The organism is Acidobacteriota bacterium, assembly GCA_034211275.1.
GTDB lineage: Bacteria > Acidobacteriota > Thermoanaerobaculia > Multivoradales > JAHZIX01 > JAGQSE01.
Map to the genome: position 1 here is coordinate 1 of JAXHTF010000129.1, position 19,510 is coordinate 19,510.

At 67.3% G+C, this 19,510-nt stretch carries 21 protein-coding genes; 5 read left to right on the forward strand and 16 right to left on the reverse strand.

Annotated elements, in window-relative coordinates:
* From SX243_17660 to SX243_17670, 3 genes are all read right to left on the reverse strand, one after another.
* Positions 1–207 (reverse strand): VOC family protein (locus SX243_17660; GenBank protein ID MDY7094802.1); only part of this gene is annotated, 207 nt, incomplete at its 3' end.
* A 36-nt stretch (positions 208–243) separates the two neighbouring features.
* Entirely contained in the window at positions 244–642 is a 399-nt protein-coding gene (locus SX243_17665; GenBank protein ID MDY7094803.1) for a YciI family protein, read from the reverse strand.
* Between the two features lie 119 nt (positions 643–761).
* Positions 762–1,298 carry a DUF1697 domain-containing protein gene (locus tag SX243_17670; protein ID MDY7094804.1) on the reverse strand — a complete coding sequence of 179 codons (537 nt, stop codon included), beginning with the start codon at positions 1,296–1,298 and terminating at the stop codon, positions 762–764.
* A 135-nt stretch (positions 1,299–1,433) separates the two neighbouring features.
* On the opposite strand from SX243_17670, the gene SX243_17675 reads away from it, so the two are divergent.
* Both SX243_17675 and SX243_17680 read left to right on the forward strand, forming a co-directional pair.
* Positions 1,434–1,703 carry a CopG family transcriptional regulator gene (locus SX243_17675; GenBank protein MDY7094805.1) on the forward strand — a complete coding sequence of 90 codons (270 nt, stop codon included), beginning with the start codon at positions 1,434–1,436 and terminating at the stop codon, positions 1,701–1,703.
* Positions 1,700–2,134 (forward strand): type II toxin-antitoxin system VapC family toxin, encoded by a 435-nt coding sequence (locus tag SX243_17680; GenBank protein MDY7094806.1) that lies wholly within the window; start codon positions 1,700–1,702, stop codon positions 2,132–2,134. The genes SX243_17675 and SX243_17680 overlap by 4 nt, the downstream gene beginning before the upstream one ends.
* Here SX243_17680 and SX243_17685 read toward each other — a convergent pair.
* Positions 2,131–2,553, reverse strand: coding sequence for a hypothetical protein (locus tag SX243_17685; GenBank protein MDY7094807.1), 423 nt, complete (start codon positions 2,551–2,553; stop codon positions 2,131–2,133). The two genes, SX243_17680 and SX243_17685, sit on opposite strands and share 4 nt — an antisense overlap.
* Positions 2,550–2,828 carry a hypothetical protein gene (locus SX243_17690; GenBank protein ID MDY7094808.1) on the reverse strand — a complete coding sequence of 93 codons (279 nt, stop codon included), beginning with the start codon at positions 2,826–2,828 and terminating at the stop codon, positions 2,550–2,552. Before SX243_17690 ends, SX243_17685 begins: the two co-directional genes overlap by 4 nt.
* Before the next feature lie 382 nt (positions 2,829–3,210).
* Between SX243_17690 and SX243_17695 the strand changes: the two genes are divergently transcribed.
* Genes SX243_17695 through SX243_17705 form a run of 3 tightly spaced genes read left to right on the forward strand, consistent with a single transcriptional unit; the run spans position 3,211 to position 8,544 of the window.
* Positions 3,211–5,985, forward strand: coding sequence for a hypothetical protein (locus SX243_17695; GenBank protein MDY7094809.1), 2,775 nt, complete (start codon positions 3,211–3,213; stop codon positions 5,983–5,985).
* Entirely contained in the window at positions 5,975–6,982 is a 1,008-nt protein-coding gene (locus tag SX243_17700; protein ID MDY7094810.1) for a hypothetical protein, read from the forward strand. The genes SX243_17695 and SX243_17700 overlap by 11 nt, the downstream gene beginning before the upstream one ends.
* On the forward strand, positions 6,982–8,544 hold the full coding sequence (locus SX243_17705; protein ID MDY7094811.1) for a hypothetical protein: 1,563 nt from the start codon (positions 6,982–6,984) through the stop codon (positions 8,542–8,544). Before SX243_17700 ends, SX243_17705 begins: the two co-directional genes overlap by 1 nt.
* Positions 8,545–8,728: 184 nt before the next feature.
* On the opposite strand, the gene SX243_17710 is transcribed toward SX243_17705, so the two are convergent.
* The 11 genes from SX243_17710 to SX243_17760 form a co-directional block, all read right to left on the reverse strand.
* The gene (locus tag SX243_17710; protein MDY7094812.1) at positions 8,729–9,175 is read right to left on the reverse strand and encodes an SRPBCC domain-containing protein; all 447 of its coding nucleotides are present in this window, start codon (positions 9,173–9,175) and stop codon (positions 8,729–8,731) included.
* Positions 9,176–9,228: 53 nt separating this feature from the next.
* Complete coding sequence (locus SX243_17715; protein ID MDY7094813.1) at positions 9,229–9,633, reverse strand: PIN domain-containing protein; 405 nt, start codon at positions 9,631–9,633, stop codon at positions 9,229–9,231.
* 8 nt (positions 9,634–9,641) lie between these two features.
* Positions 9,642–9,869 carry a type II toxin-antitoxin system CcdA family antitoxin gene (locus SX243_17720; protein MDY7094814.1) on the reverse strand — a complete coding sequence of 76 codons (228 nt, stop codon included), beginning with the start codon at positions 9,867–9,869 and terminating at the stop codon, positions 9,642–9,644.
* Between the two features lie 69 nt (positions 9,870–9,938).
* A complete protein-coding gene (locus tag SX243_17725; protein MDY7094815.1) occupies positions 9,939–11,075 on the reverse strand; it encodes a hypothetical protein in 1,137 nt (378 codons plus the stop codon).
* A gap of 4 nt (positions 11,076–11,079) precedes the next feature.
* Entirely contained in the window at positions 11,080–12,246 is a 1,167-nt protein-coding gene (locus SX243_17730; protein ID MDY7094816.1) for a hypothetical protein, read from the reverse strand.
* A gap of 115 nt (positions 12,247–12,361) precedes the next feature.
* Positions 12,362–15,457, reverse strand: a complete 3,096-nt coding sequence (locus SX243_17735) for an efflux RND transporter permease subunit (GenBank protein MDY7094817.1) — start codon at positions 15,455–15,457, stop codon at positions 12,362–12,364.
* Positions 15,458–15,469: 12 nt separating this feature from the next.
* Positions 15,470–17,134 carry an efflux RND transporter periplasmic adaptor subunit gene (locus SX243_17740; protein MDY7094818.1) on the reverse strand — a complete coding sequence of 555 codons (1,665 nt, stop codon included), beginning with the start codon at positions 17,132–17,134 and terminating at the stop codon, positions 15,470–15,472.
* Positions 17,112–17,456 (reverse strand): hypothetical protein, encoded by a 345-nt coding sequence (locus SX243_17745; GenBank protein ID MDY7094819.1) that lies wholly within the window; start codon positions 17,454–17,456, stop codon positions 17,112–17,114. The genes SX243_17740 and SX243_17745 overlap by 23 nt, the downstream gene beginning before the upstream one ends.
* Before the next feature lie 11 nt (positions 17,457–17,467).
* Positions 17,468–18,700, reverse strand: a complete 1,233-nt coding sequence (locus SX243_17750; GenBank protein ID MDY7094820.1) for a TolC family protein — start codon at positions 18,698–18,700, stop codon at positions 17,468–17,470.
* Between the two features lie 60 nt (positions 18,701–18,760).
* A complete protein-coding gene (locus SX243_17755) occupies positions 18,761–19,219 on the reverse strand; it encodes a hypothetical protein (GenBank protein ID MDY7094821.1) in 459 nt (152 codons plus the stop codon).
* Positions 19,220–19,253: 34 nt separating this feature from the next.
* Positions 19,254–19,510 (reverse strand): hypothetical protein (locus tag SX243_17760; protein ID MDY7094822.1); only part of this gene is annotated, 257 nt, incomplete at its 5' end.

Below are 19,510 nucleotides of genomic sequence, written 5' to 3' on the forward strand. Positions count from 1 at the left end.
GAAGGTCTGGCCGTCGAGCTCGAACTCCACGGTCAACACCGAGCCCTCGGGGCGCCCCGCCATGGCGGCGCTAGCGCTGTCGTAGTAAGTGGTTCTGCCGATGCTCGAGTTGTCGAAGAGCGAGGTGTAGAAACGCGCCGCTTCCTCCGCTTGGTGGTCGAACCAGAGGTTGGGAGTGATCTTTTGGCGAATTTTGGCCTTGGGCATGGCTTGCTCCTTAGCTTTTTCGTTGTCTCGAACCCCTTAGTGGGGCGAAGGGGGCGCATCCGGAACCTGGCGAACCTCAATGGGGATGATCAGCGGCTCGCCCCCCGGCCCGGGGGCCGAGGAAGCCTCCGCAGCGATCTCGTACGCTCGCTCCGGCGTATCGACCGAGACGATCCAAAAGCCGGCGATGAATTCCTTGGTCTCGGCGAAGGGGCCGTCCGTCACGATCGGCCGACCGCCTCTGCCGGCTCGCACCATCCGGGCTTCTTTCGGCGGCGCCAATCCTTCCGCGCCCACCAGCTCTCCGGATTCGGTGAGCTTCCGGTAGAGATCCTTCATGTACTCGAGATGAGCGTTGAAGTCTTCCGCTGCCCACTGGGTGATCTCCCAGTATCCGGAGCCGTGTTGGGCCTGCATCATCAGCATGTATTTCATGGTCGAACTCCTCGGTTCCGGCGCCTTGAGTGACGCTCACCCACTGGTCGAACAACCGAGGGCGATTTCGACATTTGGGTCAGAATCGTTCTGCAGGCCCGGAGCGGCTCAGCCAGAGATCAAGACAGAAACTTCTTCGACAGCCGCTGGACCGTGTTCTTGGTGCGGGTGGTGGTCGGGCCAACCGATTTCTCGAGGACCTTCCAGTCGAGCTCCGACGTAGACACTCCACCGCTTGGCAACCAGAACAGCTCGCGCCCTTCGATGGTCAGCCAGTCCTCCTCGCTGTCAAGAGCGAGGGCGGCCTCGGCGGCGGAGGTACCCGGCGCTTGCTGAAGAAAGATGACCTGCAGCTTGCCTCGCTGATCGTGGCCGGAGCGCTCTGCGAAGGGTTGGACGGCGGCGACGGCGAGGACTTCTTCGGCGCTGCGCAGGAAGGTCGGTACGGGATACCCGAGCTCTTCCGCCAGGCCCCCTTCCACCCTCTGCGCTACGGCCTCCGCCTTGTCGGCGGCATCAAAAACCACATTGCCGGAGGCCAGAAAGGCGCTGGCGCCCTCGAAGCCGAGGCGGGTGAAGGCGGCGCAGAGATCCTCGTTGGTGATCCGCCGGCCACCGAGGTTCATCCCGCGCAAGAAAGCGACGAAGCGTGCCATGGTGGGAAGCTACCACGGACCGACGCGGAGGAAGGGCCCTTAGGAGGGCGCCATCCGCCTCCTCGACGGGCTCCGGTCGGCCGCCTGAGCGCTTGATGCCTTGACATCAACATACCGATCATCAATGATGTCTACATGCGAACGACCCTCACCTTGGACGATGATCTAGCTCAGATTCTCAAGCTGCGAGCTCGTCAGCTCGGTATCTCCTTCAAAGAGATGGTGAACACCGCGATTCGGTCGGGATTGGGGCCGGGGTCGGAAGCAGCGCCCGCTGATCCGCCCAAGACCATTCCCCACTCCTTCGGTCTTCGCCCTGGAATCGATCCGGACAAGCTGAATCAGTTGGTCGATGAGCTCGAAGCGGAATCCTTCGCCGAGTCTCTCCAACGGTCCAAAGAATGATTCTGCCGGACGTCAACGTCCTCATCCACGCTCACAATTCGGACTCACCGGTTCACGAACGAGCGAGGGCTTGGTGGGATGCCTGTCTGGCCGGCACTGAGGGTGTCGGCCTCGCCTGGGTCGTAATCCTGGGCTTCTTGCGCATCTCGACCCACCGCAAGATCCTCCAACGGCCGCTTCCGGCGGATGAAGTGCTGGAGCGCCTCGAATGTTGGCTGGAGCTTCCCCACATCCACATCCCTCATCCATCGGATCGCCACCTGACCGGTTTGCGGGAAGCGGTAACCGCCCTGGGTACCGCCGGCAATCTGACTACCGACGCCCATCTAGCGACTCTGGCTCGACAGCGGGGCTATGTGCTCTACACCACCGATACCGACTTCGCCCGCTTCCCAGGCTTGCGCTGGATCAACCCCTGCCAAAGCTCCTAAGCCGAAAGCCGGTCGGGGAGCAGATAGCAGCGCTTGGCGCGCTCCGATTCGAGGAGCTCGGCGGAGTAGTAGCGCGCCAGTAGCGGGCTGGGCCATTGGAAGAGGTCGGGGTTGCGGCGGGCGAAGTCGGCCCAGGACTCCTCCTCCGCGAGCCGCTGACGAATGAGGAAGAGATAAGACCAGGTGATGGTCTCGTGGTAGAGGCCGTCGGCGCCGAGGGCCTGCGCCAACCGCTGGAGGTTGGTCACGAAGCGCTCCAGCGCCTGCGCCGCCGGATAGCGCTGAAGGTAAAGCCAGGCGATGCGGATGTGGTCCGCGTGGCGGAACTCGCCGGGGCGCAAAGAGGCCTGCTCGAACCCGGCCAACAGCTCCTCATCGCTCAAGCCTCCACCAGCGAAGCGGTCCTCGGAACCGATCATGATCCTTCCTCCATTCGATGGCTAGCGGAAGCGTCGAGGTCGAGACCGTAGACCGACTTGAGCTGCTCGATCTTCGCCAGGGTTTCGGGACTGAAGGGAGCCTTCCCTTCGAAGGCGTGGAGCGCCATACCCTCCAGCAGATCGCCGAGGCTGAGATCCAGGTACTCGGCCAAGGCCTTGAGCACCTTGAGAATCCGCTTCTCGATGCGAACGCCGGATTGAACCCGCTCGACTCGGAGCGAGGCAGTGGAGTTGTGGGGAGAGGCTTTTGAAATACTCTTGCTCACAGTGGTACCAGTGTACCAAGTTACCAGAGTCTCCACAAGATCTCCGAGACTCTTCCCCTCCTCCACGACACCAACTCCAAGACACCAACTCCAAGACACCAATCCCCTCGGTACACCGGCTGCGCGGTCGCGAGCCCAAGCCAGCGTCCGGCGGTTCGTGCCCGGAGCCTCCAGGACGCGACTAGGGCCAGAGCTGGAGATCGCATAAGCTTATGCAGATTTCCAAGAAAGCGATCCTCGGATCGCGCCGACCATCCGTTCGGGCTCGTCGCAGCAGTGGATCCCGTCGACCCGAGATCGTTCAAGACCCCGCACCGGAGAGCCCACTTCGGGCCTCACGACGAGCGGGTCACCACGGGAGAAGCACCGCGTGCTGAAGACGAACCTCTACCCTCTGCGGAGCACCCTCGACGACGCCTTGGCCATCTCTCAGGTCGAGGTCACCGCCCACTCACCGCTACTAACCGCCGGCGACATCGTCATCGAGGAGCGGACCAGTGCCACCGACGGCAGCTTCGTTCAAGATCCCCGATACGAGGATCTCCTACCCAGCAATGTGATCCTCAGCTCGGGAAACTACGCCCAGGGCTCCGGGATCCCCACTTTCCAGCTACCACCGGACTTGCCATTCCACAACATCGGGCGCTTCTTCTCCCTCTATGTCACCGGCCCGGAGGTGGTTGACGAGGATCTCAGCCGCCGGCTGTGGGTGGAGCTCAAGATCTCCCTCGACCTGCCCGCTGAGGCGCCCCCCATTGGCGGTATCTGCTACGGCGGCTATCCCTACCTGCCCTATTACGTCACCACCCGGGGAGACAACTCCGCCAACTTCGGGCTGCCCCGGGAGCTGCGGGTGAGCTGGGGGGCGCAGCACGGTGATGGCTTCATCGACGACGAGGTGGCCGTCTCGCTCCAGGAACCCTGCTCCCACAGCGGCGCCCATCAGCTCGCCACCGGACCGGTGATCAGCGACCACCTGCTGCTGCGCCTCTCGGACTTTCCCAAGCGCATCCACCCTGCTCGCAACCTCCACGAGCGCTGGTTCGTGGCCATGCCCTTCGTCTTCGTCTGCGGGCATCGGGAGCACACCCGCTACCGCCCCCGCACCCCTGCCGGTCTGCTCGCGGCGGTGCAAGTGGGCGGCCACAGGGATCGCTCCTACTTCGAGAAGCCCTTGACCGCCGGCTCGCCCCAGCAGCAGGCCACCTACGCCGGCGCCTGTGCCGACTATCTCTACCTCGAGGACGACCGTTACTACCCGTGCTCGGCAGCCAGCGCCTTCGGTGGTGCAGCGGCGCGGCGCACCTACACCGCCGGCGGCAGCACCTTCACCGAACGCTTCGGTACCGGCCGCTTGGAGGTTGGGGACGCGGTGCATCTCTATTTCGAGCAGGCGGAGGAGCACCGGCGCTGTACCGCTGGGTTGCGTTTCGCCTTCCGCCGCGCGCCGGCCTATCTCACCGACTCTTCGCCGGGGCCATCGGTAACCCTCGAGGTCTGGGAGCTGGACCCTCCGGAGGGCGTCGCACCGTGCTCGCCGAAGGGCGACTTCGCCGAGGATCGCTACGCCACCTTGATCTACTCCCAGGAGGGCGTCACCACGGGAGATCGGGACCACACCGCCAAGTTCCGTCGTGCGTCCGCCAGCCGCTACTTCGCGCTGGTGATCCGAGCCGAGGAGGAGGGCTCGATCTTCGTCCAGGACGTCGAGCTGGTGCAGTCCGTCCACGTCGTGGTGACACCGAGGGCAGCGCGGCGGCAGCACGTCGGGGCACTCCACTTCCGGCTCATCGGCCAGGATCTGGCCGGCGACTACTCGCGGCTAGGACCGGATGGCTTCTCCCTCGAGGTGGAGCATCTGGTGGCTGGGCAAGTGTCGTCGGTGCTGTTCAGTGCCAGCAGCCTCTTGGACCTGCTGCAGACGGGCGCCGCCCGACTGTACGGCAATCATCGGCGCCACGCGGTAGAGGACGAGGTCGCCACCACCCTGCCCGGCGGCTACAGCCTGCACGACAGCTCGAGCCGCAGCGGAGGCTGGAACCGGCTCGAGACCGGCGACGGCGTCGAGCCATCGTGGCCGTCCGTCGGCCCGACCGACGACCCCAATCCGAATCCGTCCCTGGCGGTGGGGCAGCAGACCGCCGGCGACCACGGCTTCAACGCTTTCGGCAATCAAGAGTCCCGCAGCCACCTGCGTCACGTCAGCGGCGCCGATCAATTCTTCCTCGACGCGGTGTTGGGAGTCATGGGCAGCCCCGACGGTCTCGACCCGGACACCTACGCGCTGTGGAAGGGAGATGCTCCCAATGAAATCTGGGCTCCTTGGGGGCGGGCGTCCAACAACGCCGCTTTCCGGGAGCGGCTGCGGGTCCAGGGGGTGTGGAACATCAATCTGCCGCCGTATTTCGAGACCTTGTGGAACACCTGGCAGTCTTTCGAGTCTTCAGTGCTGGCGGCGACGAATATCGTCCTCGGCACGCTGCCCCCGAATTCCGCCAACCTCGAGGCCACCACCAACGCCCTACTCAACGAGTTCTCCACCGTCGCCGGCACTCTCTTCCGGGACTTCATCGCCACCAACCTGAGCCAGCTCTTCCTGGTCAACGGCTTCAGCCTCGGCTTGAGCCCCGGAGTCAGCGGCGGTGGCGGGATCTCTGCCGTGCCCTTCTCGTTCAACGGAGGGGGATCCCTGGGGGGCTCCCTCTCCGCCTCCATGGGAGTTCCCACCCTGCTTCTCTCCAACTCCATCGGTACCGCGGGAACCATCTCGCTCCAGGCCCACCGGTCCGGCTACAGCTACGCTCAACATCTGCAGAACGGCTATCAACAAGGCCGCTCGCGAACGGACTTCCTGCAAGGGGAAACCCGCCGGCGGGTGCGCCGCAACCCCGTCGGCGGGTCCATTCCGGAGCGCGTGCGGGGCGCCGAGATCGTCTGGCAGGACCGGCTGGTGGATATCGTCACCGGCCGCATTCCTTTGAACCTGACCCTTCCCGCCACCGCCGACGCCATGTATCGGACGACGGACGAGATGCTCCGCGTGCGCCTCGGGCGCAGTCCGACCCAGGTGGGCAAGGGCGACGACCCGGTGCACCTAGACGTCTGGTTCGATTTGCGGGAGGAGGTAGCGCGCGATGATTATTGATCAGGCTGCTCTGGCCGGGCACTCGGCCTATCTCGTCGATTTCGACGCCGATCCCAAGGAAGTCAATCTCGCCCTGCCGGACCGGGTCGGTCGGACTCCCGAGGTCTATCGAGGCAAGGTGCTGGAGGTTTCCGGCATCGACCTGCACATCGAGGGCAAGGATCTTCCGCGGTTGCTCCGGCGCTCGCCGCGGCCGCTGCTCACCGTCGAGGTCACGAAGGAGATGTTCCCGTCACTGTACAAGGACCCGTATCAGCATCGGGTGCACACCGTCGGCGGCTACGAGGATCTGGAACGCGGCACTCTCCAGGGGCTACGTTGCCTGAAGGTGGACGGCCTCGCCACTCTGGTTTCCACCGGCGAGGGCGCGAGCTTCTGGCGTTCCGCCACCTACCGCCTGCCGGAAGCGGTGCATCTCGATTCCGCCGCCTGGGATCTGGCCACCTCCAAACGCACTCCCGACGATGGCTTCCAATACAGCCTCAAATTGCGCGTCTGGGGACCCGGCCAGGACGTAGAGGATCCGGACGCCGGGGAGGTGATCTCCCTCATCGCTTCGGGCAAGCCCTCAGACCGCCGCCTTCGGGACGGCCTGGGGACGGCGGCGCGCAAGGTCATGGCCTACCAGCTGGAGCTCGGCGCCCGAGTCAACCATGACGCCTACCTCCTGGAACGCCACCAAGGCCCGCGAGACGCCGAGTCCCTGGGCCGGCCGCTGCTGCGCTCCGTCAGCCTCTTGGAACGGGTCGAGCCCACCCACTCCTACCACTCGCTCCACGAGCTGCTAGCGGGGGCCGAGGACTACCACCTCTACCAAGAGCCCACCGGGCCGCCCCGGCGTCTCGACCTACGCCTCGGCGTCAGCGCCTCGCTAGCAGAGGGAGAGTCCATCAGCCTGCGCATCGGCGAGCACCACCAGGGCGTCTTCGACTATCTCTCCGCCCGGCTGGAAGGCCGGGTTTTCCTGCGGCCCCCGGTGGCGGATCGGCGGATCTAATGCCGCTTCCCGTCCTCGGTGCAGTGCTCAAATCGGCGGCCTCGATGGTCGAGAAGGGGCTCGCCAGTAGTTTTTCCTCCACCATTGAAACTGTCCGCTCGGTCGCCTCGGGGCAGACGCCGTCGCTGGAGGAGCTCTCGGACCTCCAGCAAGAACTGTCCCAACCCTCCGCGAAGACCGAAGAAGCTCACCGCCCGGCTCCCCAAAGCGACTCTCCCAAGGCACCGGCAGCGGACGACACCTACCGGTCCGACGAGCACGGCCAGTACCACTTCTTTCCCACGGTGGAAATCATCGGGCGCCCGGACACCGCGGCGGAGGATGTCCCCAACGGCCCCACTTCCCGCGCAGACCAAACACAACGAGAGCCAGCGGAACCAGCGGGGGAGGAGGCCGCTCCGTCCCGCGCGAGAGAGGTCCCCGGAGACCAGGCCCCATCCAGCGAGAGCCCGGCCCAGCAGGCTCCCGACGAACGATTCCGCGCCCACCGGACCACCCCCGCTCCGGTGGCACCGGACGAGCTGCGAACGGCTCCGGAGCACCGGCAGACCTACGAGTCCCCTTTTGCCGAGGATGTTTTCCGCACGCCGAGGGAGCAGGCCGAGATCCAGACACGGAATGCCGAGATCGAGCTCAACCGGGAGATGGCGAAGGAGCTCCTGCGCAATCCCGACTGGAGCAATCTCTGGGAGATGCTCCACGAGCTGGAGCGGGCCAACGCCCAAAGGGTCTTGGACGGCCAGGGACGCAACATCACGGCGGGCCAGCATGAGAAGAACCGGCAGAGAGCTCTCTTCCAGCTGCAGATGGATACCGGCAGACTCATCGCCGGGTCTCCCATGGCGGGGGCCGGCGCGATGTACGCCATGTTGCTCACCAACGATCCCGTCAAGATCCACGCCATGGCCCAACTCTTCAACTTCGCCCCGACCCCAGGGATGCGCGCGAAGACCGGCCGGGCCCCAGTGCAGCAGTACGCGCGGCTGCCCTCCCGAACTCGTTCACCGCGCCGCAAGCCGACGAGCCTCCGAACCTCCGCTCGCGGGAAGACACGGGCAGCCAACAGCCCCAGTGCCACCCAGGGTCGTCGGTCGAAAACCCGTCTCAACAAGAAGGGCCAGCGCATCTACAAGGGTCGCGCCCAGCCGGGAATGCGGGGCAAGATCAAGCTTCCCCGATTCAGCCCGGAGGAACCCGACTTCAACCGGGCATCCTTCTTCGATACGCGGCTACCTCACAGCAAGAGGGGCGCCGCCGCCACCGATGCGGCCCAATTTGGAGCCGCCACAAGAGAGATGAAGGCCCTGTGGAAGGCCGACCCGACTTTCAAACACCGCTTCACCCTCGCGGAGCAGAAGAGGATCCTCGAGGCCTTCGGCGATATGTCCAGAACGGGGGTGAAGGACTACCGGATCGAGGGATTTACCTGGCACCACTCCACCGACGCCTTCGGCACCGGCCGAGGCGCCGAAGGAGGAGGCGTGATCCAATTGCTCAACCGAGACCTGCACAAATTCAACTCCCACCACGGGGGCCGTTTCATCACCGGCGGCAAGCGCTAGCTCCCGCACCCCATCAGGTGTCTCCTGAGCTTTCTCCCGCGGTCTGCAGGGCGTGATCGACGACACCATCATGAGGCGGGCGGTCCAAGGCCAACGCCGAGGACGGAAGGGACAAAGCGCGAGGGAAGAGCCAGCTCTGCGGAGGTGGAGAAATCCGCTCAGAGTCGCTCGAGAAAGGGAGGACTCAGCCGTCCAAGAAGCGGCGAATCCCGGCAAAGGTGTCGCGCCAGCCGGATTCGCAGGCGGCATAGAAGTCATCCGCTTCAGCGGCGTCGGGGAAGCCGTCCTGGATCACCCGCAGCCGCGCGCTTTCGTCATCCACGGGTTCGACCTCGAAGGTGGTGACGAAGTCCGCCTCGAAGGGTAGGGGACCGTCGTTGGAAACGTAGCGGTAGTCCCCCAAGGTCATTTTCCGCGGCGGGTCGAAGGACTGGAGCGTCGAAACGGTGATGTAGTCCGGCGCATCTTCATCCTCCCCCCAGGCCGCCGCCCACAGGCCCCCCTCCTCCGGCACCACGATCACCCGCGCCGCCCCCCACCAGCCGCGAATGGCGCTGGGGGTGTGGAGCAAAGCGAAGAGGCGCTCTGCGGAGATGGGGAAGATCTCTTCGTGAGTGTGTTGTCTGGGCATGGCAGGCTCCCTTCGTCAACAGGGCTGGAAGTCATCAACGGCGGTCCCGAGCCTCAAGGAAGCCCCACCACCACAACATTGCCATAGGCTGCAGCAAGCTCTTGAAGATCCTTTTCGTCCCCGGTCAGTGCAACCCCTCCGCCCTGATCCACAGCGGCGGCGACGACGTGGGCATCCGCCAGATACCGAGAGCCCTTGCTGGCGGCAGCCAGCACTCCCCCGACGAGCCGGGCCAGCTCGCGATCGGTGTCGCGGACGTGGATCCCCGTCTCCCGGGACAGGCAAGCGTCCACCAGCTGGTTGTGCCGAGGCCCGCGATAGAGCTCCGCCAGGATGACCGCAGGAACGACGACTTCGCGATCCAGCCGGACCGCCGCTCGGAGCGCTGCTCGGACTTCCTGGTTGCGGGGTCCGGAAGACCCGGCCAGGGCGGACAAAGCTTCGGAATCGAGGACCACGCAGCGGCTCATTGCAGTAGCCGGGTGTACTTCTCGACCAGCGCCTCATCCACTGGCCCCTGGTCTTCATCGAGCTCGTCCAGGAGCTCCGTCAGGAGGCGCAGGCGGCGGCGGCGCTCGAGGTCTAGTCGCACCGCCTCGTTGACCTGGGCTGAAAGGCTCTGCCCCAGGTGCTCGAGCTCCGCCACCAAGTCTTCATCGAGGGACAGAGAGATCTTGCGCTTGGTTACAGCCATACCTTGATCGTACCATGGTACGACTCGGCCAACGGACCAACCCTTGCGCCCCTAAGACACTTCTAGGGTCTAGTTCAGCTCGAACCGGACCTGGAGCACCACCTCCTCCGGTGGCGCGGCGGGCTCGCCGTGGGCACCGAGGGGCGCATCGAAGGGGCGGCCGGGGCGGTTGCCGGAGGGGTCCTCGAGGATCGGGGCGACCACCACGCGGTAGGCACCGGCGGACCAGGGCTCCTCGGGCTCGAAGCGCCACGAGCGCTCGCCGGCGGGGATCTCGATGCGGCCGGTTACGCGCTCGCCGGCGGCGGTTTCGACCTCCAAACACCGGGCCAGGAGGGCGCGGTCCAGGGGCTCGGGGAAGTGGATCGCCAGCGCTGCATCGGCTTCCGGCGGCGGAGTCAGGGTCCATCGGGCCGGATCCGGCGGGCTGCGGTCGGGGTCGACCACCCGAAAGCTGTGGGAGAAGCCTTCGGCCAGGGGCGCACCACGGGCATCGCGCCAGGCAGCGTCCACCTCCAGCCGGTAGCGGCCGCCGGGGACGAGCACCGGGCCGAGCTCCAGATTCGGCCCGACGCCCTGTTTGAGGCGGCCGGGATCGAAGAGCAGGGTCAGGCGGCGACGCTCCGGATCCCACAGCTCCGTGTCAGGAGCGACGAAGGGTTCGACGACCTCCGACTCTCCACCATCCTCCAAGCGCAACAGCCGAATATGCCCCACCGCCTCGCCGGTGCTCATGGGATGCGACAGCTCCAGATAGATCCGCAGGAGGTTGGCCGGTAGCTCCTCACCGCCGGGATAGATCGCCACCACCCGCGCCTGAGGCGCGAGATCCGGCAACGGGACGGTGTGCTCCCCCCGCAACAGCTCCTCGCCGTCCGGACCGAGCCAGCGGGCGATGTAGCTCTGCCCCGGAGCCAGCGGGAAGGAAGGAGTGAAGCGCAGCCGGTCGCCCTGCGATTCATAGCTCCCGGCGAGGGCCGGATGGCCAGCGGCGAGGCTCTCCTCGGTGTGCACCGGGAACCGCTCCCGGGCCTCCTCGAGGGGGAGCGCCGGAGCGCCGAGAAGCTCGACGGCCTCCTCCGACCACAGGATGTCTGGTTCGGCCCCCTGCTGACAGCCGGCGAAGCCCAGGAGCAGGCAGAGGGCGGCCAAGGCCGGGACCGACGACCCGCGCAGGCCGACGATCCACCCCCGACCTCGACTCACCGGCTTAGATCCACTGCGTGGAGCGGGCGAGGAGGTAGAGCGAGCCGTCTTCCAAGGCACGGCCGAGGATCATCACATGCTCATCGTCCAGGCGGTCGAGATGGGCGACGGCCCCAAGGGGGGCGCTGTGATCCACCAGACCGGAACGCGGTCCCACCTCGTCAGTGATGCCGGGCTTCTGATTCGCCGCGGCGATGTCCGCGGCCTTGATCTTCATAGCGCCGCGGCGGGTGTTGTTGACCAGCACCCAGTCCACGCCGTCGTAGCTGTAGGGCACCAGGTCGGTGGGCACGTTGCCCCAGCCGAGCTCGGCGATGGTCTTGCCGCGCAGCTGGCTCTTGCCCTTGACGTCGTCGAGGGAGAAGGTGACCAGCGGGGTGCACAGATAACCGGCGAGGAGATGTTTCTTGCCGCCCAGCTCCATGGGAATGAAGCTGAAAATGGGCGCGTGGGTCTCGTACTTGCCATGGGCGCCGTGGAAGATCTCCAGCCCGGTGACCTTGGCCGGGCCGGCGAAGGGATAGGGGGAGCGGCGCAGGGTGGAGGAGAACTCCTCGTTGGAAAGGCCGGCGATGAAGAGCTCGCCATCGATGAACTCCAGGTCGGTGACGGTCATCACCTGGTCGCCGCGGCGATACCAGCGGTTGTCCTCCTCCGGCGGGTTGTCGATAGCCAGGCGAGTCTTGGGGGTGGCGTCGAGGTCCACCAGGGCCACCACTCCGTCCCGGGCGATGGTCACCAACGCCGGCCGCCGAGCCTCGCCCTGACCGCGCATCACCGACAGATAGGCGGTGCCGGAGGTCTCCTCCACCACCATGTCGCGAACCCGCACGTCCCGGGGGCCGACCCCCAGCAGCGCGCCGATCTTGGCGTCCACCTGCTCGACGACGTCCATCGCTTCCCCGCCGGCGGCCGGAGCCTTGCCGATCTTCAGAGCCCACACCGCGGCCCCTTCGGGGTCGCCGAGGAAGAGCACGCCGTCGGGACCCAACTCCAGCGGGCCGGCGGAGACGATGCCCGCCTCGGAAGACTGGCCTTCGGAAGATTGGCCCTTCGCCTCCTGAGCTTTCTCGGCGGCGTCAGTGGATGGGGAATGGACCAGCGTGTAGCCGCCGGCGGCCAGCAGCGCCGCGGCCACCGCGAGGGTAGAGAGCTTGCGCAAGCGAATCATGGGGGCCTCCTTCTCGATACCAGGTCGGTAGGACGTACCCTCGATTCTACGTGCGTCGGCGGTGGAGGTTTTCCGGTGGCCGAGGAAGACCCCACCGAGGGACCGCCTACGAGGGCTACCCGGAGTCGGGCCGACGCAGGTAGAGGACCGGCACCACCACCAGATTGAGGAAGGTCGAAGTGAGCAGCCCGCCGAGGATCACCTGGGCCATCGGGCTTTGGATTTCGTTGCCCGGCGCTCCCGCCGCCAGCACCAGCGGCACCAGAGAGATGCCGGCGGTGAGGGCGGTCATGAGGATCGGCGCCATGCGCTCCTGGGAGCCCCGGCGCACCGCCTCCGTCAGCGGCGCACCGGCGGCCAGCAGGCGTTGGTAATTGTTCACCAACAGTACGCCGTTGCGGGTGGCGATACCGAAGAGGGTCACGAAGCCCACCAGGGTCGCCACGGAGAGAACGCCGCCGGTGAGCGCCACCGCAGCGATGCCGCCAATCAACGCCAGGGGCAGATTGACCAGCACCACCAAGGTGTCTCGGTGACTGCGGAAGGCGACGTAGAGCAAGCCGTACATGCCCACCAGGATGAGCACCGCGAGCAAGCCGAGGGTCCGCACGCTCCGCGCCGCTTCCTCGAACTGCCCGCCGAAGGTCACCAGATACTCCTGGGGCATCTCCACCTGCCCTTCCACCGCGTCCCGGGCCTGTTCCACCGTTCCCGCCAGGTCCGCCCCCACCACGTTGGCGGTGACCATGGCCAGCCGCTGGACGTTCTCGCGCCGGATCAGCGACGGGCCCAGGTCGCGACGGACCTCGGCCACCGCTCCCAGCCGAACCAATTCTCCTGCGGGGGTGGAGACGGGCAGCGCCTCGAGCTCCGAAGCCCCGTCGCGCAGCCGGGACGGCAGCCGCACGGCGATACTGGCGACCACGGCGTCCTCCACGATCTCGCCCACCACCGCCCCCTGGAAGAGAACCTCCAGAGCTTCGGAAAGGTCCGCCGGTGTCAGTCCGTAGCGCGCCATGGCCGAACGATCGAAATCAACGATCAGCTGCGAGACCGCTGCCTGTTCCTGATTGGAGAGATCGACGATGCCGGGGACCGTCTCCAGGACCTCCTCGACCCGTGCGGCGAGGGTCCGCAGCACCCCTAGATCGGGGCCGAAAACCTTCACCGCCAGGTTGGTCTTGGAGCCCGAGATCATGTGGTCGATGCGGTGGCTGATGGGCTGGCCGAAGGAGACGGTGGTTCCCGGAACGGTGGCCACCGCCCGCCGCATGGCGGCCACCAGCTCATCCTTCGAGGTGCCGTCCTCCAGCGGCGCCAGCACCACCTCCAGCTCGGAGGCGTTGACCCCCTGGACGTGCTCGTCCTTCTCCGCCCGGCCGGTGCGGCGGCTGGTGGAGCGAACCTGGGGAAAGCTCAGCAAGATCTCTTCGACTTGGCTGCCCAGGCGGTCGCTCTCCGCCAGCGGCGTACCCGGAGGACTGACCACCGAGACGGTGAGGGAGCCCTCGTTGAACGGCGGCAGGAAACTGCGGCCCAGACCAGGGACCAGTGCCGCCGCCGCCACCACCAGCAAAACGGCCCCGACGACGACGGCCCGGCGATGCTCCAAACACCAGTCCAGGGTGGGGCGGTAGGCACGCTGCAGAATCCTCAGCAGCCAAGGCTCGCGAGCTTCCAGAACTCTCCCTCGGCGGAGAAGGAGCGAAGCGAGCACCGGCGTCACCGTCAGCGCCACCAGCAGGGAAGCCGCCAGAGCGGCGATGAAGGCGAGACCCAAGGGCCGCAGCAGCCGCCCCTCCAGGCCCGGCAGGAAGAAGATGGGCAGGAAGACCAACATGATGATCAGGGTGGCGAAGAGAATCGGGCTCACTACCTCGTGGGTGGCGGCGGCCACCACTTCGGTCAGCGGCCGGCGCTCCTCCGGTGGCAGCCGGTGGTCTTCCTTGAGACGGCGGAAGATGTTCTCCACGGCGATGATGGCGTCATCCACCAACAGACCGATGGCAATGGTCAGCCCTCCCAGGGTCATGGTGTTGAGGGTCAGCCCGAGGGCGAAGACCACCAACGCTCCGGCGACCAGCGACAAGGGGATGGCCAGCGCCGAGATGAGGGTCGTGCGCAGGCTACCCAGGAAGAGGGCCAGCACCAGAACCACCAAGATGGCACCATCCCGCAAAGCCTCGGAGACGTTGCCGATGGCCACCGCGATGAAGTCGGCCTGGCGGAAGTTCTCGGTCTCCAACACCACCCCCGAAGGCAAGGTGAGCTGCAAGCGCCGAAGGGTCTCGTCAATGGCCTCGGTGAGCCCCAGAGTGTTGGCGTCGGGCTGCTTCTGCACCGATAGGATCACCGCCGGACGGTTGTTGTAGGACGCCGTGCCGCGGGCCGGCTCCGGTCCCCACGCCACCTCGGCGACGTCGGCCACCCGCAACGGCACGCCGTCGCGCACCCGCACCACCGCGGCCCCTACCGCCGCCGGACTGCGAGCCCGGCCAAGGCCGCGCACCAGATATTCCTGACCACCTTCGACGTGGAATCCCGCCGCCGGACTGCGGCTCGCCCGGGACACCGCCTCCAGCACCTCTGCGAGAGCCACGTCGTATTGCTCCAGGGCCGCCGGCTCCACCGTCACCTGCAGCTGGCGGATCTCTCCGCCGATGGGGATGACCTGGGAGATGCCGGAGATGGAGAGCAAATTCCGCCGCACGACGGTCTCCGCCAACCGCCGCAGCTCCATGACCGAGACGGGCTCTTCCACGGTCTCGTCCACGGTGAGAGCGATGAACGTGATCTCGCCCATGATGGACGAGATGGGGCCGAGCTCCGGCCGGTCCGCCTGGACCGGCAGCTCGACCCGCTGCAAGCGCTCGGTGACCACCTGGCGAGCTTGGTAAATGTCGGTGCCCCAGTGGAACTCCGCCCACAGCACCGAGATGCCGTCCGCCGACACCGAGCGCACCCGCCGAAGCCCCGGCGAGCCGTTGACCGCCGACTCGATGGGAAAGGTGACCAGCAGCTCGGTCTCCTCCGGCGCCAGTCCTGGCGCCTCGGTGATCACCGTCACCGTCGGGGCGGAGAGGTCGGGGAAGATGTCCACCGGCAGGCCGGCGATCCATCCGCCCCCAAGCACCACCAGGAGGGCTGCCGCTGCCACCACCACCCAGGGGTGGCGCAGGGAAGAGCGAATCAGTCTTTCGAGTCGTCCCACAGCTTGCCTCCCTCAGTGCACGTGACCGTGAGCTTCGCCGCCGGCCATCAGCGAGGAGCGCCGAATGGCGGCGCCTCCACGATTCACCAACCGCTGGCCCGCCATCAGCGCGTCCACCAGCAGCTCATCGCCCTGGCGCTCTTCCACCCGCACCGGCTGGCGCACGAAGGTCTCTCCTCCGAGCTGCAGGTAGACCACGGAAACTCCTCCGTCGTCCACCACCGCGGACGCCGGAATGACCACCCCTTCCAAGGTCTCGGCGGTGAGGATGGAGGCCTCCAGGGTCGCCCCCAGGGCCAATCGGCCACCGGCCGGCGCCTCCACCAGCGCCGCCACGGTGCCGTTGCGCGGCGAGACCTCCGGCGCGATGGACACCAAGCGAACGCCCTCTTCGAGCCGCATGGGCGCGCCTTGCGGATCGCTGAGCACCACGCCCCGCACCTCGCTGTCGGCGAGCAGTGCCGCCGCCGCCGGCGCCAGCGCCACCTCGATCCACACCCGGTCGGTGCGCACCACCCGAGCCAGGGGCTCACCGGCGGCAACGGTGGATCCCGGAGCCACGAGCACCTGTGCCACTGCACCCTTCCACGGTGCCCGCAGGTCAATTCCAGTGGAGCCGCCAGAGCGTTCTCCGGCGCGGGCAGCGCGGGCGGCTTCCAGATCCTGGGCCGCGGCGACATGACGGGCCTCGAGGGTCTCGAGCCGCGTCCGAGCTTCTTCCACCTCCCGCCGGCTGGTGGCTTCCAGGGCGAGGAGCTCTTCCAGCCGCGAGCTCCGGGCACGGGCGGTCTCGAGCTCCGCGGTGAGGCTGTGGAGATCCGCCTCCAGCGCCGCCAGACTCCGCTCCGGGGCGATCTGTGGAAGCAGCTGCAGGAGGGCCTCACCCTGCCGCACCGCCATTCCCTCGAAGGGCCAGCGGTGGGATTCGGCGGGCGCCTGCACCATCCCATCCACCGGGGCGGTGATCACCCGCTCGCCCCCCGCCGGGGGCCGCAGCCTGGCAAGGCCGGCAACGGCTCGCGGCAAGCGGCCTCGGCGCACCCACTGGGTCCCGAAGTCGCTGCGCCACTGCTCCTCTTTGAGGAAGCTCACGGGCTCCCCTCCGCTAGTGGCTCCCCGGGGTGCCGGCGCCACACGGATCCCCCCGGGCTCTTCCCGGGTCCCCACGCGTACCCTGCCACCGCGGATTTCCTCCGTGCCGCGGCCATCCTCGATGCGGAAGAGCAACTCGTAGTCCCCGGCGACGGAGGGCTCGATCTCAACGGCGAAGATCCCGGGGCGACTCGGTTCCGAGGACAAGAAGCTCTGCTCCCCGGAGGCCCCGGCGAGGACAATCTCCACCGACCCATCCTGGAGGGGAGTGAAGCCGTCGAGCACCGTCACGTGGGTGTGGGCTACGGCGACCTGTCCGGCGATCAGCGGCTCGACCTCCGGAAAGATCTCGAAACGCTCACCCCAGGCGGTCACCGCCCAGCTCTCGGACTCGTCCTCCGAAGAATGGGCGCCGTGGGAGCCGGCAGCCGGCTCGGCAGCCGGCCCGCCGCAACCGGCCAGGCTGCCGAGAGCGAGGGTCAGCCCGGCGAGCGCGCCGATGGCGACTCTCCACCAGACCCGGGCCGGCCGCCGGCGCTCAACGAAGGTGCCTTGCGGGCTCTCAGTGGCCATCGTCGTGGTCATGGTTCTCTTCATCCTCGCCATGGGAATGATCCTCCTCGCCATGGGAGTGGTCCCCTTCGTGATCACCACCCTCCGAGTGGGAATGGCCCGCCTCTTGCTGGGCCATATCTTCCTCGCTGAGCCCTTCGGAGCTCACGTCCTCAGGGTAGGCCGGCTCGAATTGGACCTCTTCCCCGGCTACGGCGTCCTCGGCCTCCGGAGCATCGGAGTCGGCAGCGGTACCGGCCTCGGCAGCCGGCGCTTCCGAGGGAGCTCCCGGTCCGCAGCCGGTGGTGACGATGAAAAGGGTCAGCAGAATCGACAAGCACGAGTATCGAAGCATGGATCAATCTCCTAGGAATCTGGGGTAATGGAGGGCTGGGAGCCCTGGACCGAAGCCGAGACCCGCTGCAGGGTCCGCTCCGCCGCCAGGGCTTGTTCGTAGAGCTCGAGGACGGTGAGCTGAGCTTCGGTGACCGCCCGATGGGTCTCGAGGAGGTCGGTGAGGCCTCCTTCCCCTTGGCGGAAGGCGGCCTCGGCACCGTCGAGCATGCGGCGGTGATCGGAGACCGCCGCCTCGGCGGCGCGGGCCGCCGCGACCAGTCGGCCAAGATTGTCTCGGGCAGCGTCTCGGCCGGCCTGGAGATGGGAGCGGGCACGCTCCAGGCGAGCGCGGGCCGCCGACAGCCGTGCGTCCGCCCGAGCCCGCTCCACCTGTCCCCGATCGAAGAGCGGGAGCGACCAGGTCAAACCGATAGTGGGGCCGGAGATCGAGGTGATCTCATCCTCCACCCGCTGCCACCCCACCGCCAGCTCCGGAGACTTCAGCTGGTAACCCGCAGCCCGGCGTTCGAGGGTCGCCGCCGTCACCTCCTCCTGGGCGGCCCGCACCCGGGGATGCTCCGAAGCGGCCGTCTCTTCCGGGAGCAGGGCCGGTGGCTTGGGCAGATTCGGCAGCTCGGGATCGACCTCCGGCGCCAGCGACGGGAACCATCCCGCCGCCAACCCCCGGGCCGCCCGGGCCTCTACCGCAGCTACGGCCACCCGCGAGCGCAGCTGGGAGGCCAGGAGCTGCAAACGGTCTCGCTCGAGCCCCGAGGTCTCACCGCGCTCGGCCCGGGCGGCTTCCCGCCGAGCCAGTCCTTCCACCCGCTGGGCCTGGCTCTCCAACCGCAGCCGGCGGGCCTCCGCCAGAGCCCATCGGGCGTAGACCTCTCGCAGCTCCAGCCGCAGCTCCAGCCGCGTTTGCTGCAGCCGAAGCTCCGCCGCTCCGGCTGCTCGTTCCCGGGCGTCAACCCGAGACCGGCGGCCGAGGTGGGGCAGCTGCCAGGCGAGGCTCCACTCGGTCTCCTGGGTAGCCTGATCGAGATCTTTGTGCAGGACGTCAAGCTCGGGATTGGGCCACAGGGCCACGTCCCGGGCTCGAGCTCGGGCCACGCCGAGCTCCTCGGCGCTTTCCACCCACGCGGGATGGGTGGAGTCCAAGAGGGCGAGGAACTCCGCCTCGGTGATAGAGGTTGCTGACTGGGCTGCACCGGAAACGGTACAGAGGGCCGGAATCAGTCCGGCCAGGACAAGGCGAAACATGCTGTCTCCTTTCCAGGTCGAGGATTCGGGTTCACGACGAACCCGGCCACGAACCGTGGATCAGAGCAGCAGCGAGCAGTGGGCGGTAAAGAGAGGAGGCGGGGAGCCGAGCCCCGGTGGGGGCGAAGCGGGGGGACGAGAACGGAAGACGGTGTCGGTCAGCGCCTGCGGAAGGGCCGACGCCAGCGGCGGCGCGATCTTCGCGGCCGAGACCGGTGCGGTGACCGCAGCCTCGTGCCCGTGGTCCGGCTCCGCTTCCGCATCATGGGAATGGCCGTGGGTCGCCGTGCGCGCCCAATCCTCCAGGCAATCCTCATCGGGCTGCGTCGGCGGATCTCCCGCAGGGCGATTCTCCCCGGCGCCGGTCTCGTGATGAGAGGTTCCGGAGTGGTGATGGGAGCTGTCCGAGTGGTGGGGATCCAGCGCATGGTGCAAGCCGAGACCTAGCGCGCTCGCCCCCGGCGCCATCCAGAGCAACAGGACAGCGAGGGCGAGGAAGCGATGGAATGGCCGACTCATGGACGAGGATTGTGGCATACGAGCGAAAGACCGGTCAAAGGCCCCTCGGCCGGGAGGCCGCTGGATCCCCGCCGTGGCGCAGGTCATGGTCGGCGAGTCGGGCGCGGGCCCGGCGCAACGTCTCGGTCTCGGCCCCCAGCTGCTCTTCCAGCTGACCGACGGCCTCCCGGAGCAGCCGCCCGGCTTCCTCCTGCTGCCCCGTGTGGGCGAGTTGAAGGAAACCTACGGGCCGGATCACTGGCGCCTCGCCGCTGCCCGATCCGCTCTTGGCGAGTGTCTCTCCCACACGGG

Coding starts and splice junctions, on each gene's coding strand:
- SX243_17665 (MDY7094803.1), bottom strand. CDS start 642: ATGAAATACATGCTGATGATGCAGGCCCAACACGGCTCCGGATACTGG.
- SX243_17670 (MDY7094804.1), bottom strand. CDS start 1,298: ATGGCACGCTTCGTCGCTTTCTTGCGCGGGATGAACCTCGGTGGCCGG.
- SX243_17675 (MDY7094805.1), top strand. CDS start 1,434: ATGCGAACGACCCTCACCTTGGACGATGATCTAGCTCAGATTCTCAAG.
- SX243_17680 (MDY7094806.1), top strand. CDS start 1,700: ATGATTCTGCCGGACGTCAACGTCCTCATCCACGCTCACAATTCGGAC.
- SX243_17685 (MDY7094807.1), bottom strand. CDS start 2,553: ATGATCGGTTCCGAGGACCGCTTCGCTGGTGGAGGCTTGAGCGATGAG.
- SX243_17700 (MDY7094810.1), top strand. CDS start 5,975: ATGATTATTGATCAGGCTGCTCTGGCCGGGCACTCGGCCTATCTCGTC.
- SX243_17705 (MDY7094811.1), top strand. CDS start 6,982: ATGCCGCTTCCCGTCCTCGGTGCAGTGCTCAAATCGGCGGCCTCGATG.
- SX243_17710 (MDY7094812.1), bottom strand. CDS start 9,175: ATGCCCAGACAACACACTCACGAAGAGATCTTCCCCATCTCCGCAGAG.
- SX243_17720 (MDY7094814.1), bottom strand. CDS start 9,869: ATGGCTGTAACCAAGCGCAAGATCTCTCTGTCCCTCGATGAAGACTTG.
- SX243_17730 (MDY7094816.1), bottom strand. CDS start 12,246: ATGATTCGCTTGCGCAAGCTCTCTACCCTCGCGGTGGCCGCGGCGCTG.
- SX243_17740 (MDY7094818.1), bottom strand. CDS start 17,134: ATGACCACGACGATGGCCACTGAGAGCCCGCAAGGCACCTTCGTTGAG.
- SX243_17745 (MDY7094819.1), bottom strand. CDS start 17,456: ATGCTTCGATACTCGTGCTTGTCGATTCTGCTGACCCTTTTCATCGTC.
- SX243_17750 (MDY7094820.1), bottom strand. CDS start 18,700: ATGTTTCGCCTTGTCCTGGCCGGACTGATTCCGGCCCTCTGTACCGTT.
- SX243_17755 (MDY7094821.1), bottom strand. CDS start 19,219: ATGAGTCGGCCATTCCATCGCTTCCTCGCCCTCGCTGTCCTGTTGCTC.